This is a genomic window from Psychrobacter sp. NZS113 (assembly GCF_015864825.1).
In the GTDB taxonomy this organism is placed as follows: Bacteria; Pseudomonadota; Gammaproteobacteria; order Pseudomonadales; family Moraxellaceae; genus Psychrobacter.
In genome coordinates this window covers 229,785-245,429 of the sequence record NZ_JADYWL010000006.1, presented here as the reverse complement: position 1 = coordinate 245,429, position 15,645 = coordinate 229,785, and the positions used below count along the sequence as shown (strand labels likewise).

The 15,645-nt window shown below is 41.7% G+C and carries 12 protein-coding genes and 1 tRNA gene; 2 read left to right on the top strand and 11 right to left on the bottom strand.

Annotated features, from left to right (window positions below):
* The first annotated feature begins 183 nt into the window (after window positions 1–183).
* Window positions 184–381, top strand: a complete 198-nt coding sequence (locus I6E61_RS10880) for a hypothetical protein (protein WP_194197811.1) — start codon at window positions 184–186, stop codon at window positions 379–381.
* 54 nt (window positions 382–435) lie between these two features.
* Window positions 436–511 (top strand) — tRNA-Glu (locus tag I6E61_RS10875).
* A 298-nt stretch (window positions 512–809) separates the two neighbouring features.
* Here I6E61_RS10875 and I6E61_RS10870 read toward each other — a convergent pair.
* The 11 genes from I6E61_RS10870 to I6E61_RS10820 form a co-directional block, all read right to left on the bottom strand.
* On the bottom strand, window positions 810–1,433 hold the full coding sequence (locus I6E61_RS10870; protein WP_197134587.1) for a BLUF domain-containing protein: 624 nt from the start codon (window positions 1,431–1,433) through the stop codon (window positions 810–812).
* 393 nt (window positions 1,434–1,826) lie between these two features.
* Window positions 1,827–2,585 (bottom strand): 2-C-methyl-D-erythritol 4-phosphate cytidylyltransferase, encoded by a 759-nt coding sequence (gene ispD, locus I6E61_RS10865; RefSeq protein ID WP_197134584.1) that lies wholly within the window; start codon window positions 2,583–2,585, stop codon window positions 1,827–1,829.
* A gap of 151 nt (window positions 2,586–2,736) precedes the next feature.
* On the bottom strand, window positions 2,737–3,045 hold the full coding sequence (locus tag I6E61_RS10860) for a septum formation initiator family protein (RefSeq protein ID WP_110923142.1): 309 nt from the start codon (window positions 3,043–3,045) through the stop codon (window positions 2,737–2,739).
* A gap of 125 nt (window positions 3,046–3,170) precedes the next feature.
* Complete coding sequence (eno, locus tag I6E61_RS10855) at window positions 3,171–4,487, bottom strand: phosphopyruvate hydratase (RefSeq protein WP_194197807.1); 1,317 nt, start codon at window positions 4,485–4,487, stop codon at window positions 3,171–3,173.
* A 321-nt stretch (window positions 4,488–4,808) separates the two neighbouring features.
* The gene (locus tag I6E61_RS10850) at window positions 4,809–7,169 is read right to left on the bottom strand and encodes a cation-translocating P-type ATPase (protein ID WP_197134581.1); all 2,361 of its coding nucleotides are present in this window, start codon (window positions 7,167–7,169) and stop codon (window positions 4,809–4,811) included.
* A gap of 222 nt (window positions 7,170–7,391) precedes the next feature.
* Window positions 7,392–7,616: a heavy-metal-associated domain-containing protein gene (locus tag I6E61_RS10845; RefSeq protein ID WP_197134577.1), complete on the bottom strand. Its 225-nt coding sequence runs from the start codon at window positions 7,614–7,616 to the stop codon at window positions 7,392–7,394.
* Between the two features lie 119 nt (window positions 7,617–7,735).
* The gene (locus I6E61_RS10840) at window positions 7,736–7,990 is read right to left on the bottom strand and encodes a heavy-metal-associated domain-containing protein (protein WP_197134574.1); all 255 of its coding nucleotides are present in this window, start codon (window positions 7,988–7,990) and stop codon (window positions 7,736–7,738) included.
* A gap of 39 nt (window positions 7,991–8,029) precedes the next feature.
* On the bottom strand, window positions 8,030–8,905 hold the full coding sequence (gene kdsA / locus I6E61_RS10835) for a 3-deoxy-8-phosphooctulonate synthase (protein WP_197134570.1): 876 nt from the start codon (window positions 8,903–8,905) through the stop codon (window positions 8,030–8,032).
* Between the two features lie 347 nt (window positions 8,906–9,252).
* Complete coding sequence (locus tag I6E61_RS10830; RefSeq protein ID WP_197134566.1) at window positions 9,253–10,887, bottom strand: CTP synthase; 1,635 nt, start codon at window positions 10,885–10,887, stop codon at window positions 9,253–9,255.
* 191 nt (window positions 10,888–11,078) lie between these two features.
* Window positions 11,079–12,131, bottom strand: coding sequence for a porin (locus I6E61_RS10825; RefSeq protein WP_197134563.1), 1,053 nt, complete (start codon window positions 12,129–12,131; stop codon window positions 11,079–11,081).
* Between the two features lie 649 nt (window positions 12,132–12,780).
* A complete protein-coding gene (locus I6E61_RS10820; protein ID WP_197134560.1) occupies window positions 12,781–14,979 on the bottom strand; it encodes a malate synthase G in 2,199 nt (732 codons plus the stop codon).
* Between the last annotated feature and the right edge of the window lie 666 nt (window positions 14,980–15,645).

The window sequence follows — 15,645 nt, the reverse complement described above, 5'->3', positions numbered from 1 at the left end:
AAGCCACTCGTTTCACTATTGATTATGTTATGGTAATCATTCAAAAGTAACAAACGAGTCGACGACCTGCGATTATGCATTTTAAAATGGTGTTGTCGTATCCTATAGATGGTTTAAGTTGCCCAAACTGCCTGATAGCGTGACATTGCTCATACTATCAGGCTTGATAGGAGGGACTTTATCATGGATCCACAACTCAAATTATGGGGAACAATCATAGGCTATATGCTGCTAGCTTTAACGATTAGCGCCTGTACTTCTTTATGGATTCGCTATCATTTAAAGCGTAAAGACTTACATCCTCGCCGTGCAATCAAAAAAAGATATTTAATTTTAAAAAGACGAAGAAAAAGGCTTGACAGAAGGCGCAGACACTATTAGAATACGCACCACTTCAGCATAAATGGTGAAAGCAGCTGAGGTGTTGTGTTACTAGTCCCCATCGTCTAGAGGCCTAGGACACCGCCCTTTCACGGCGGTAACGGGGGTTCGAATCCCCCTGGGGACGCCACTATTTGGCGTCACTCGTTAGCAAGTTTGCTGCAAAGCATCTATTAAGACTAGCAAGCGTACCATCTAAAAGCCCAATCACATTGTGATTGGGCTTTTTTTATGCCTGCCTTTTGACTATCTTAAAAATATAATACTTAAGACCTGTGAATATCTATCACCATGAATTAAATGCAGATCATAATGTGTACTATAAATACGTAACTTGATTTACTGCTGTATCTATATCAAAATTTACTCACGAAAAAGCCAGCATTAAATGCTGGCTTTTTAGATCAAATACGATTTTTTATAATAATCTACCAAATTTTATCTGATAACATCAACCATAACAATGTCATGACAACCATCACACCAAGTACGGTCTGAATCAAAAAGAACGCTTGGTGCTGACCGACTACCTTACTTAAGGTCACCCCTAATGTACTGTATTTAATAGGTGGCGTGTCCATATTGCCTGTTCTTGCCTGCTCTTCATAATACCCTTTTAGGATATCTAAAAACTTTGGCCATTCACTAGAATCCCAGTCGTAAGGCTTGAACGGCATAAACTTTTTCAGTTCAGGTTCTTTAGTCATCCAACGTTCAAGTGTGATAGAACGTAGAGACCAATTCGTAAAGCGGCGTTGGGTAATTTCTGAAAAATCTAAAATTTGTAGTTCTTTATGTCGATCATCTATTAGTAATCGATTCTTTAAATTAGTGAGAGCTTGTTCTGACCCTTCTACACACTGTAAAAAGTAACCATTGCCATAGCAAAGAATACCTGTGACGTTATCGGCTTGGTTCTGCTCAATCGAAGTCTCTGAAATATCGTTAAGCGTACTAGGGCCTGACAGACCAGTCGAAGTGATTTGACTGATATATACAAGCTGGCAGAGATCGGTTGTGACTGGATTTGTCGAATCATTAATTTTTGACAATTCGATTCTCCCTATTTTTAGATAAATGGAGCTAAAACAACCATACTAACTTTAGAAAAAACATAGAGACAAGACTTTTAGAAGCATCAAATTGGTCTGGTATATTATTGATTTTATAAATGTTTATATTAATTGTATTAAGTTGGTTACATCATAGGCTAGTTTGGTCATCAAAGCAATATATGTTTAATAATACTGTTTATTTTTCATAATAGAGAAAGACTTAAAATGAGTGAGGTAGCCTATGTTTTTATTTTTTAATAGAGGTTAGCTGAGATATGCGAGATATAAGCATACCTATCTCTCTACATCTCTATATTAATAGACGTATTCGATACGATACGAATAATCACAAATATAGAAGAAAGGACTATGGGAAATATTTTAGAATGATCATAATTGGGCAGTCAGAATCGCTGCAAGCAAGATGGCATCGTCGGGATAAGTGAGCTTTATGTTTTGGCGACTGCCAGTCACTAGACGAATGGGGAGATCCAAGTACTCAAACGCACTGGCTTCATCAGTAATAGAAAGGTTATGGGTAAGAACATAAGCCAATACCCTCTTCAATTCACCAAGTCGAAATACTTGTGGGGTTTGCGCTTGCCACATGTTACTGCGGTCGATAGTGCGTTTAGCATAAGAATGTGCGTGGTTATAGTTACTAATAATAGTCTCATTCGTAATCTCAGATTGAGCTGTAGAATAGACATTTGACTCTTTTAGCGTATCAGCCACAGGTGTTGCTAGGATAGCACCATAAGGTTCTGTCATCGCCGCTTCGATCACTTGATCGATATCATTACTGGGTACAGCAGGCCGCGCGGCATCATGAATCAACACTAAGTCTGAATCTTCAGCCCCTGAATGACTGATTGCCTCTACACCTGCCTGTACTGACTGCCAACGCTCAGCGCCGCCAATAGCATAATCTATAGAAAATGCAAAATCGAGTGTTTGAGCAGTGGTGTCATGTGCTGCAATGACCAACAAGCACTTATCAATATAATCACTACAAGCAAGCCTTGCCACGCTATGCTGTAGCAATGTATGTCCCTGCAACAGAGTGTATTGCTTGGCAACAGACGCACCAAAACGACTACCGCGACCAGCAGCGACGATCATGGCATGTATACGAGGTGTGGTATTCATAAGATAGTACTCATCAAACAGCTCTCATGGTTAAGATCCATGACAATATGGCTAAGGAAAAGTAAGTGCTAAGAGAGGTAAAGAGATTGAGGTGGACCGAATATCTATTCTAGATACTAATAGATAGTATTTTTTCGAAAATTAAGAATGATTACTGACTGCTGTGTGTAGTAGGTGCCGTAGATACTTGCACGAATGTCTCGTTTGGTTTAATCAGACCCAAATCTAAACGAGCATGCTCTTCTACTGCTTCAAGACCATTTTTTAAATCATATACGTCGGTACGTAATAAATTATTTGCTGCTACTTGGCTCTCATTCAAGCGCTGTTGCTCTTCTGTCTGAGTCATCAGTTCGTTGTGCTCGAAACGACCATTTTCGCCTAGCCAATACTGATATTGCAGCCCTAACAGGACAGCAACGGCTAACGCGAGTAACATAAATTGGCTAAAATATTTCATAAGGGGATAACGCCAAACGACATAAATATAGTAAGAATCAGCTAAAGCAACTAGGCAATATATAAACACAATAATGATTACATACTGCCCAACTTTAGCATTAAGTCCTGATTAACTTGGACTTATTAACCACGTAGACCAATAAACTCTTCACGGCCACGATAGCTTGCACGTACTTGCTGCTCGATACGAAGTAGTTGATTGTATTTTGCGACGCGATCTGAGCGGCATAGCGAGCCAGTTTTGATCTGACCAGCAGCAGTACCAACCGCTAAATCTGCAATAGTACTGTCTTCAGTTTCACCTGAACGATGCGAAATAATTGTCGCATAACCATTTTTCTTCGCCAGATAAATCGCATCTAACGTTTCTGATAGCGTACCAATCTGGTTAAACTTGATCAAAATCGCGTTGGCAATTTTCTTATCAATGCCTTCTTGCAAAATAGCAGGATTGGTTACGAATAAATCATCGCCGACCAATTGAACTTTATCACCAATTTGCTCAGTTAAGTACTTCCAACCATCCCAATCTGACTCATCAAGACCATCTTCGATAGAGATAATAGGATATTGACGTGCCAAACCAACTAGATAGTCTGAGAAACCTTGGCTATCAAAAGATTTGTTACCTTCGCCTGCCAAGATATACTGACCATTTTTATAGAACTCACTTGCCGCACAATCTAACGCAAGATGAATGTCTTCACCGGCTTTATAGCCAACTTGCTCAATCGCTTGCATAATCACAGTGATGGCTTCTTCGTTGCTACGCAGGTTTGGTGCAAAACCACCTTCGTCGCCGACCGCTGTATTCAAGCCTTGTGATTTTAGGACAGATTTTAAGCTGTGGAAAATCTCCGTACCAGCACGCAATGCTTCTGAGAAGCTTGTAAACCCAACTGGCTCAATCATGAACTCTTGGATATCTACAGTGTTATCTGCATGCTCACCACCGTTTAAGATATTCATCATTGGCACAGGCATCGTAAGCGACGTCTGGTTGCGCAAGTTGGCAATATATTGGTGTAATGGCAAATTCTTTGATTTGGCAGCCGCTTTAGCCGTGGCAAGTGACACCGCTAGCATGGCGTTGGCACCAAGGCTGTCTTTGTTTTCTGTACCGTCTAGCGCAATCATTGCATCATCAATGCCTTGCTGCTCTGTAACGTCTTTATCCATCAAAGCGCTACGGATTTGGCTATTCACATTGGCAACGGCTTTTTTCACGCCTTTACCCATGTAGCGATCTTTGTCGCCATCGCGCAACTCAAGCGCTTCACGTGAGCCAGTTGACGCGCCACTTGGTGCAGCAGCACGGCCAATCGTACCATCAGCCAAGATAACATCGGCTTCAATCGTTGGGTTACCGCGTGAGTCTAAAATCTCACGAGCGCGAATGTCTTTAATTGCGGTGACGTTGTTGGTTTCTTCAGCGTACATAATGTCTGTTAATTCCTTTGGTCATGCCAAGTTTATGGGGTAAATAACGGCAACTAGAATACAAAAAATATAAAGCAAATTATCGTACAGCCTGTGCGCCTAAAACAGCCTTGCTTATTTGTAAAATCGGCCCATTCTAAGTACGATTAAAGGTTTATTTGGCGTATCGACAGCGGGCTATAGTGCTTGGCATCATAGCATAAATTTTGCCAAACTTCCCTTATCTTACACCAACTTGCGCCCATAAAATAAAATATGAGCAGCAATGTCAGCCGTTATCGAATCGTTTTATTCATGATGATGTAAAAAGCGAATGGATATCTATACGTTAGACAAACGCTCTGTGTCAATATTAGTGTCAGAGACTGTATTATCTAGCTCGACCTCTGTCTTAAATCGTGTTAATCGCAGTGCATTCATTAATACTGAGATAGAACTAAGCGCCATAGCTGCCGCTGCAATCATAGGATTTAAAAACCCAAAAGCAGCGAGTGGAATGCCAATGCAATTATAAATGAAGGCAAAAAATAGATTTTGCTTAATATTACGCAGTGTTGCTTGGGCGATTTTTTGTGCCGCATCGATATGCATTAATGACTCACCCATCAATCGCGCAGCAGCACTGTGCTGGGCAACATCTGTCCCCTCAAACATGGCAAAACTGGCATCGGCCGTTGCCATCGCTGGTGCATCATTGACACCATCACCTGCCATGGCAACTTTATGACCCACCGTTTGCAATTTAGCAATTTGGCTCGCCTTATCTCTCGGGCTCATCTTGCCATAAGCAGCCTTGATACCCAGCTTACCTGCGACATAATCGACTACAGACTGCTTGTCACCACTCATCAAAATCACGTTAATGCCCGCAGCCTGTAGTGCAGTGATAGCTTGTGGCGTGTCCGCTTTTAGGTCATCCGCTAAGGCAAAAGCGCCTAGAGGTTCATCGTTAATACTAACTGCAACCGTACTGGCCACTTGCCATGCTTTTGGCATAAACTTTGGCAGCGTCAAGTTAGCAAACTCTGCCGTACCAACCTTAATAAGCCCAAGGCCGTCAATGTTTGCTTGTATACCTGCGCCTTTTATCACGCTGATATCGGTCACATTAAATAAAGGCAGTTGACGGTCTTTGGCCGTGTTGATCAACGCTGTGGCAAGCGGATGGCTAGCATGTGCCTCAACGCTTGCGGCAATCTGCAAAACATCATCGACCGCCAGTGATTTATCAACCATGACATGGTCAACGATAGTGGGTTTGCCAATAGTCAATGTACCCGTCTTGTCCAAAACAACGGTATCGATGTCGCCTGCTGCTTCAAGGCTTTGTGCATCCTTGAACCAAACGCCATGACGAGCAGCAACGCCCATACCTGCCATAATCGCAGCGGGTGTGGCCAAGCCAAGCGCGCAAGGGCAGGCAATAACCAATACCGATACGGCGTGCATTAAGGCAGTATCCACCATACCTGTTAGCCACCACGTGACCCCAAAGGTAACCAATGCAATCGTAACCACAATGGGAACAAAAATAGCTGTCACTCTATCAGCCAGACGCGCTAAATTGGCTTTTGAGCCTTGCGCATCGCTGAGTGCTTGCACCATATCACCTAGCTTGGTATCGCTACCTTTAGCACTGACACGGTAGAGCAAACTGCCATTTTCGACTAGGGCACCTGCCAATAGACCATCGCCCTCTTCTTTTTTGAGCGGTACTGACTCGCCAGTTAAATGACTCTCAATACACCAGCCACTACCACTTATAACCATGCCATCGGTGGCTACTCTGCTACCTTGCTTAGCGCGCAAAATATCACCAACCTGCACGTCTTGGAGTGCAACATTATGAAAATCACCATTTGACTGCTGCTGCTCAACTTGATCAGGTGTCAGTGATAATAATAAATCAATACTATTTAAGCTGTGCTTTTTGGTACGCTCTTCTAAATACTTACCCGTACGAACAAAAGCAATAACCATCACTCCTGCTTCAAAATACACGGCTGGGCTATTACCTGCACCATAACCACCCATGTGGGCATCTTGCAGCAAGCTATTTAGAGTGCCATCGCCATGTGTCAGCCAAAGATAAGTTGAATATGCCCAAATGGTGACCGTACCGATAACGACCAATACGTCCATATTGGCAAGACCACCTCTAATCGATGCCCACGCACTCTTATAAAATGGCAGTGCTAGTCCAAATTGCACAATCGTCGCTATGAGGAACTGTATCCAAACCGGTGGCATCCACGCCATACCAAAACCCGTCAGCATGCCTGCCATACCGACTAAAAATGGGATTAAGCAAACCCATAGCCCAATCAAGCGCCAAGGATATTCAGTTGCTGTATCCTTGTCCGTTTTTTCAAATAAGCTCTCACCTACTTGTAGATTAGCCACAAAACCTGTCTTGTTCACCCATTCTGTGACCTGCTCAGGTGTGGTCTGAGTCGGATCATAATCGACATTGGCAGTCTCACCTGCAAAATTCACACTCACATCGTATACCGATGGCTTTTTGTTAAGTACCTTTTCGATTCGTGAGGCACAAGCCTGACACGTCATACCATTAATCGCCAGTTGTAGATGCGCACGCTGCGGCGTAAGTGATGTATTTGATTGAATATCAGTTTCAACATCGTAGGATTTGTCATTAGTGGTGCGGGTAATATCATTCATAAAGAAAACTCGGTATGGCATTTATTCGTTATAGCGTTTGTAAAATTGGATGAGCCATAAAAATATCAGTGGATGGATGAGTCTAAATTAAAAAACACTCAGGATTACTATCTATTCAAATCAATTCATTTATAGTCATCTAGAAAGCGACTTAATATCACTACTCTTCAACCATTAAAAAACCAGCCATAATAGCTGGTTTTTTCAAATGAAAGACGGTACTTATGAGTTAGCGACAGTCGCATCAAAGCCAGCATCATCAATCGCTGAAACAATGGCTTCTATATTTGTTTTACTATCGTCAAAAGTAACGGTTGCTTGATTGTCTATCAGCTCGATACTGATATCATCTAGGCCATCGATATCAGCGGTTGCGTTATATATACTGGCTACGCAGCCACCGCAAGTCATGCCGTCGATTTTGATAACACGAGTTTGGTCTGTCATATGAGACTCCTTATTTTTATTTATTAATATAATACTATTTTAAATAAATGATACGCAGATACTATCTGAGGATCATTCGAGCTGAGGATCATTCGAGGAATAACACCTGCTATCAAAGACTAATCATCATGATGTGGGTTTTGTGGTGCATCGATAGGAAACGGCTGAGTAACATAATCCACCATACTGATTGCCGCCGTCAGAGCATGGATACTCGTATCGGTATCTTCATAACGCACGGTGGCAACGTGGCGAGTAGTATCTAAATCGATAGCTGTTACGCCCGTGATGTTCTTCAATGCCGTCATCACGCTATTCAGTCCTGCCGCGTCATCGATATTTTCGATACTTACTTGAGCGGTTTGAATCGCCATTACATTACCCTCCTATCTTCGACCTATTAGCTAGTACTACTAATGAGTGTCTAACGTTTCGAAACCTTTAACCAAATCATCAATCTGCTTAAGCTGACGTAAAAACGGCTCTAACTGATTCATACGTAGTGCACAAGGACCATCACATTTGGCTGTTTCTGGGCTTGGGTGTGCTTCTAGAAACAACCCTGCCAACCCTGCTGCCATACCTGAACGTGCAAGTGTCGTGATTTGCTCGCGACGACCGCCTGCACTATCACTACGCCCACCCGGCTGTTGCAAACTATGTGTCACATCAAAAAATACAGGAATATCCATCTGCTTCATGGTATCAAAACCAAGCATATCGACGACCAAATTGTTATAACCAAAAGCACTGCCACGCTCACACAATATCAGTTTGTCATTGCCACCTTCTAGGCATTTATTAACGATATGACGCATCTCATGAGGTGCTAAAAACTGAGCTTTTTTAATATTAATAATGGCATCTGTCTTCGCCATCGCATGGACCAAATCCGTCTGACGAGACAAAAATGCAGGCAACTGGATGATATCAGCCACTTCAGCAACAGGTGCTGCTTGATGAGGCTCATGAACGTCAGTAATGATTGGAACTTGGAACTTCTCTTTGATTTGACCAAGCCAGTCAATGCCTTTCGCCAAACCCGGGCCACGATAAGAGTGCAGGCTTGAACGGTTGGCCTTGTCAAAGCTGGCCTTAAAGACATAGTCGATGCCCAAACGTTGGCATATCTCAATATACTGTTCAACAATCTCAAACGCTAACTCTTTAGATTCCAAGACATTCATACCGCCGAACAATACAAACGGCTGATCGTTACCAATATTAATAGTGTTATTGTTAGGCGTATTAAGCTGAATATGTGATTGTGCTTTTAATAAATTATCCATTAAACAACTATCCTCTTTATTGTTATCCATAGTTCTATCGCATATTGTAACCGATAGCCCAATTAATGAAAGTATCCAAGCGTAATCATACCATTCCTAAAAATCAGAATAGTGAGGGAAATGAGCGTAACTACCACATTTGTTAGACTAAGCACATTTAACGTGATTAATTATATTTGTTGAATTTGATGTTATCCATAATTAATCGTCATATTAGCCAGAGCCATACTCTCTAATCCTAATCCTAATCCTAATCCTAAAATATAGGCTCAAAAAAAGACCGATTCGAAAATCAGTCTTTTTTATATATGTAAACATTCAATACGTTGATAACTACTTTATTTGAATTATCTGGCTTCGTTATGGTTTTTCGCCGCTTTTACAAAGCTGTTAAACAGTGGATGACCACCGCGTGGTGAGCTAGTAAATTCAGGATGGAACTGTACAGCAACGAACCATGGATGCTCAGAAATCTCAACTGACTCAACCAAATGCTGCTTGGCAGAATAACCAGAGATGGTCATACCTGCTTGCTCTAACGGCTCGATATAACGGTTATTCATCTCATAACGATGGCGATGACGTTCCGTGATATTACTGGCGCCATAGATTTGGCTTAACTTGCTACCAGCAACTAGTTCAGCTTGCTGTGCGCCTAGACGCATAGTGCCACCAAGATCTGAGTCATCACTGCGAATCTGTAGCTCACCGCGCTCATCTAACCACTCTGTGATAAGACCGATGATAGGCTCAGCAGTCTTGCGATCAAACTCAGAAGAGTTGGCATCAATATTAAGCACATTGCGAGCATACTCAATCACTGCCAACTGCATACCAAGGCAAATACCTAGATAAGGTACGTTGTTTTCACGTGCATAAGTAATGGCTTTCATTTTGCCATTAGTACCACGCTCTCCAAAACCACCTGGTACTAAGATAGCGTCAGCGTTATTTAGCTGTGCGAATAAACTATCATCACTTTCCAAACGTTCGGCATCGATATAATCAATTTTCACATCTGCTTTATGTGTGATACCAGCATGGAGCAATGCTTCGTTAATAGACTTATAAGCATCAGGCAGTTCGACATACTTGCCAACCATCGCTACGGTAACAGTCGTCTCAGGATTAAGCTGAGCTTCAACGACTTTATCCCAATCGCTTAAATCTGCTTCAGGTACATCAAGACCAAAACGCTCACAAATCAAGTCATCAAGATCTTGTTCATACAACGTACGTGGTATTTGATAGATACTTTGAGCATCTTCACACATAATGACCGCACGCTCTTCCACGTTAGTGAATAGCGCAATCTTACGGCGGTTGTCTTGTGAGATATGATGTTCAGAACGACAAATCAATATATCAGGCTGCAAACCAATAGAACGTAGCTCTTTTACAGAATGTTGGGTAGGCTTGGTTTTGGTCTCACCAGCACTAGCAATGTAAGGTACTAGCGTTAAATGCATCAGCATGGCTCTATTACGGCCAAGCTCTACTTGCATTTGACGTACCGCTTCCATGAAAGGCAGTGACTCAATGTCACCGACTGTACCACCAATCTCGATGATAGCGATGTCATAACCCTCACCACTGGCCAAGATTTTACTCTTGATTTCATCAGTGATGTGCGGGATAACCTGCACTGTACCGCCGAGATACTCACCGCGACGCTCTTTGTTTAAGACGTTTTGGTAAATACGACCACTGGTAAAGTTATTGCTTTTACTCATCTTTGAATGGCGTAAAAAGCGCTCGTAGTAGCCCAAATCTAAATCTGTCTCTGCGCCATCTTCAGTAACGAAAACTTCGCCATGTTGGAATGGGCTCATCGTACCTGGATCAACGTTGATATACGGATCCATCTTAGTCATCGTGACTGTCACGCCACGTGCTTCTAAGATAGCGGCAAGAGAGGCTGCGGTGATACCTTTTCCTAGTGAGGACACTACCCCACCGGTCACAAATATAAACTTGGTCATAGTACTCTTTCGGTAATTGGTAAAGAAGGATTTTACTAAAAATACGCCACAAAATATAGGGCAAAAGTGCAAACTGTCAGAAACTCTTCTATTTTTGTATGGGTAATCAACATTTTTCTATCATTTAATTACAACACAATAAAAAACCCACCCCGAAGGATGAGTTTTTTTAAGTCAAATGCTAGTTCATTCTAGAATAAGTATTCTAGACCAGTACCAACTACAACTACACGTGCATCGCCACTTACAGTGTAGTCTAAAGAACTATCTGTATATGAGTAAGACACGTTGTCCGCATTGTTTACGCCAGCATAGGCATGAGCAATAATGTTATCTTTAAAGAAGTATTTACCACCAACAACGATTTGGTCTGAATCAGCGTTGTTATAACCATTTAAGTTGTCAGTTTTGTTGTACTGTGCATATACAGCTGCTGGACGAGCAAAGTTATTTAGACCCATCTGAGCGCTAATAACTAGACCTTTTTCATCTTTCTCACCACCATCATAGTCGCCTACTTGGTATAGCGCACCTAGAGTGACTGGAGCTGCCATGTACTTACCTAGGTCAACAGTAGCGGTACCACGGATGATTTCACCATCAATGTTTTGGTCTTTATCATAAGCAATACCAGCAGTGAAGCCAGTACCTTGATCAAACAACATTGCTACACCGAAGCCTGCATCGTCATTACCATTTTGGTCATCAGAGCTATACATTGCAGAAAGCTCTAAAGGTAGGTTGTTGTATTTCGGTGCAGTCCAAATTACTGAACTATTGATACGGTTACTATCCGCCATGTTTAGAGCACTAACAACTTCACTTTCATTTTCAGTTTGGCCTAAGTTATCCCAATAACCTTGGTTAACTACAACGTTGTCAATACGAGCTAAGCTTGATTGGTTTTTACCAACACGGAATTCACCAAACTGCTTGTTTACTAGACCAAGATATGTATCACGGTTAGTGAAGGTAGCGTTATCCCCATCAAGACTAGTGCCATACTCTAAACGATAGATAACATCAGTATTAGCAGTCATCGCCTCAGAACCTTTAAGGCCGATACGTGAAGAATGAGAGTTAATCTGCACTGTATCTTCATCATACATGTTGTTACCAGCGGCATCAAATTCAGCGTTCTCATAGTCAGCGGCTAGGAATGCTTTACCATAAACGGTAGGAGCGGCATTGGCTGCAGATACAGATAGGGCAGCAACTGCTGTAGCTAAAAGTAGTTTTTTCATGGGGTATCTCCACTTTACAATTTTAGTAATAAGCTAGCTATTATTAGCTGGTGCTCATAATGGTATCGTCACAAATCCTCAAAGATATAATGTGTAACTGGCTACCGAGATTAGTCAGAAACAAGTGTGGCGAAGTTCTATTACAGTAAGATGAAAAAAACAATGAATTACATGGTTGGGATTAACAAGTAACTAACATGTAAACTTTAGTCTTTATCGCTCTGTTGCGTAACATCCGTTACCAAACTCATACTTCGAGTACAAGCATATCAACTTTGACATAATTTGCAACACATTTTTTTATTTCTAGAACAAAGAGGTTAGCCAAAACCATATCTGTAGCTAGCATATAGCTATTCATAATAAAAACCCTACCTGTTCAAACAGATAGAGTTTTTATTTATTAAAATAATTACTAAGAACATGAATTTATTATAATGAATATATGACCATCACTAGAAACCAAGTAGTATTTGTTCATTAGTAATTAGCATTTTTGGACAAACTTTGGTGCTAATTTATCGATTTTATTTATAAAGCCCAGTTACAAAGCTGATATTAAAAACTTGATTGCAAAGCTCGACTACTGAATCAAATTTTAAAATTAATTCAGTAGTCGAACGCTCTGCACGATATTTAGTGTGTTACTTTAAGAGTTTGCTTTTAGGTCAAGACGTGCCTGATGCAGCAATGGTTCAGTGTAGCCGCTGGGTTGTTCACGACCTTTAAACACTAAATCACAGGCTGCCTTGAACGCATAAGAGTTCTCAAAATCGCTAGCCATTGGCTGATAATCACTGTCATCAGCATTTTGCTCATCAACGACTTTTGCCATACGCTTCATAGTCTCTAGTACTTGCTCCTCACTGATCACATTATGATGCAGCCAGTTAGCGATATGCTGGCTTGAAATACGCAGCGTTGCACGATCTTCCATGAGACCGACATCATCGATGTCAGGTACTTTAGAGCAACCAACGCCTTGGTTTACCCAGCGTACGACGTAACCTAAGATACCCTGTGCATTATTTTCTAATTCTTGCTGCTTTTCTTCTTTAGACCAGTTGGTGTCTTTCGCTAATGGAATGGTCAAGATATCATCCAAGCTTGCACGCTCACGCGATTTCAAGCTGTCTTGTACATCTGTCACATTCACTTGATGATAGTGCATGCTGTGCAAGGTTGCACCTGTTGGCGACGGTACCCATGCTGTACTGGCGCCTGACTTAGGATGCGCCGCCTTGGTGTCCATCATCTCTTTCATCTCATCAGGCTTTGCCCACATGCCTTTACCAATCTGAGCAACACCCTGTAGACCTGTCTCAAGGCCGACATCTACATTCCACTGCTCATAGGCTGGCTGCCACGCTTGTGATTTCATCTCGCCTTTTGGTACAAACGGGCCTGCATTCATACTGGTATGCATCTCATCACCTGTACGGTCGAGGAAACCAGTATTGATAAAGATCACACGCTCTTTGGCTTGGCGAATGGCTTCTTTTAAGTTGACCGTCATGCGACGTTCTTCATCCATAATGCCGATTTTAAGGCTGTTGCGCTCAAGTCCTAGCAAGTCTTCTGAAGCATTAAACAAATCATTGGCCATTTTGACTTCTTCAGGACCATGCATTTTTGGCTTAACGATATACATTGAGCCTTTACGTGAGTTCGATAGCGCGTTTTTACCTTTTAAGTCATTTAAAGACAATAGCGGCGTAATCAAGCCATCCATCAATCCCTCGAAGATTTGTTCTTGACCATTACCCAAATCCACTAAAATTGCTGGGTTCTGCATCAAGTGGCCGACGTTACGAATGAGTAGTAACGAACGTCCTGGTAGGATAAGCTTGCCACCATCTGGCGTGGTGTATTCGCGGTCTGGGTTTTGTTTACGAGTGCGTGTCTTGCCGCCTTTTTCAAAGGTTTCTTGTAAGTCAGCATTCATCAAACCAAGCCAGTTGCGATAGACTTCAACTTTTTCTTCCGCATCAACCGCAGCGACTGAATCTTCACAATCTTGAATGGCTGTGATTGCTGACTCAAGTAAGACATCCTTAATATTTGCAGGATCACCTTTACCGACTGGATGACTAGCATCGATTTGGATTTCGGCATGCAGATTGTTGTTTTTTAATAAAATACCTGTTGGTGCCTCTGCATCACCCACAAAGCCGACAAATTTTTCAGTGTCTTTTAGCGAAGTGCTGCTATCACCTTGAACAACTTCAAGTGCGCCATCAACCACTGCAAAGCCTGTCGCATCATTGTATGAGCCTGATACTAGCGCAAAATGTTCATCTAAGAATGCTTTTGCATAAGCGACGACAGCAGCACCGCGAGTTGGGTTATAGCCACCTGTTGCTTCTTGACCATTGTCATCACTGATGACATCGGTACCATATAAGGCATCGTACAAACTACCCCAACGTGCATTGGTTGCGTTCAGTGCATAGCGAGCATTGCGCACGGGTACAACCAGCTGTGGCCCTGCGATATGAGCAATCTCATCATCAACGTTTTGCGTGCTAACTTTAAAGTCATCGCCTTCTGGTAATAGATACCCAATTTCTTGTAAAAATGCCTTATACGTAGGGTAATCGATTTCGCCGTCTCTGGCAGGGTTGTCTAGATGCCATTGATCTATCTGCGACTGAATTTTGTCACGAGTCTCAAGCAGTGCCTTGTTGCGCGGGGTGAATTCTTTAATGACTTTTTCGAAACCTGACCAATAACTGTCTGAGTCAACACCGACTTTCGGTAGCACTTCGTTTTCAATAAAGTCATACAATTGCTGGTCGATGGCAAGGATGCCTTTTTGAATACGATTGGCGTTAGAAGACTGGCTCATGTTGTTATCCTTATCTGTTCGTGAGAGTGTAAATACGAAGTTACTACCGCAATGATTGGACATTGTCGGTCTTAGACATCTATTCCAAGTTTAGATGCAGTACGAATCAAACTTGTTGTTCTATCATATAAGCTTGTCATGAATAGCGTTTTAAACATTTGTGCTATGCTACTAGCATACATTTTTTGCGGCGTTGAAGCACGCTTGCTAATAACATTATAGAAAACGATACAGGTCATAAATATAGCCATTTATTTCAAACGGCGTATACCTGTGTATCAATAGCTTTATGTCGTATTGGCATGAGTTATAATACTCACTACCCATCACCAAGTGATGATTGATATATCAATAGTAAGAAAGATTCTGCTTTAGCAAAATCTTATCCTACTATCAAATAAAGAAATAAACAAGAAAACACCATTCACTAAGTAAATGTTGGGGTTGTACAATAATGATGACCTATAAACTGTCGAGCCTAAGGCCTATTCTCAGTGATTTCATATGCACAGATAATTAGGCCCAGATAAACAGTAAGTAATCATTGCTGTATCGACTTATAGTTATTAGTTATCTATCCAATTTTTATGTTTAGCCAATACGTACCAAATACTAAACCATGACAGAGACTATGAACAAAGAAAATATGAAACCTATTAACAGCAG

What these genes read in the sequence shown, in the direction of transcription:
- I6E61_RS10880 (WP_194197811.1), top strand. Translation starts at nt 184, where the DNA reads ATGGATCCACAACTCAAATTATGGGGAACAATCATAGGCTATATGCTG.
- ispD (WP_197134584.1), bottom strand. Translation starts at nt 2,585, where the DNA reads ATGAATACCACACCTCGTATACATGCCATGATCGTCGCTGCTGGTCGC.
- I6E61_RS10860 (WP_110923142.1), bottom strand. Translation starts at nt 3,045, where the DNA reads ATGAAATATTTTAGCCAATTTATGTTACTCGCGTTAGCCGTTGCTGTC.
- eno (WP_194197807.1), bottom strand. Translation starts at nt 4,487, where the DNA reads ATGTACGCTGAAGAAACCAACAACGTCACCGCAATTAAAGACATTCGC.
- I6E61_RS10850 (WP_197134581.1), bottom strand. Translation starts at nt 7,169, where the DNA reads ATGAATGATATTACCCGCACCACTAATGACAAATCCTACGATGTTGAA.
- I6E61_RS10845 (WP_197134577.1), bottom strand. Translation starts at nt 7,616, where the DNA reads ATGACAGACCAAACTCGTGTTATCAAAATCGACGGCATGACTTGCGGT.
- I6E61_RS10840 (WP_197134574.1), bottom strand. Translation starts at nt 7,990, where the DNA reads ATGGCGATTCAAACCGCTCAAGTAAGTATCGAAAATATCGATGACGCG.
- kdsA (WP_197134570.1), bottom strand. Translation starts at nt 8,905, where the DNA reads ATGGATAATTTATTAAAAGCACAATCACATATTCAGCTTAATACGCCT.
- I6E61_RS10830 (WP_197134566.1), bottom strand. Translation starts at nt 10,887, where the DNA reads ATGACCAAGTTTATATTTGTGACCGGTGGGGTAGTGTCCTCACTAGGA.
- I6E61_RS10825 (WP_197134563.1), bottom strand. Translation starts at nt 12,131, where the DNA reads ATGAAAAAACTACTTTTAGCTACAGCAGTTGCTGCCCTATCTGTATCT.
- I6E61_RS10820 (WP_197134560.1), bottom strand. Translation starts at nt 14,979, where the DNA reads ATGAGCCAGTCTTCTAACGCCAATCGTATTCAAAAAGGCATCCTTGCC.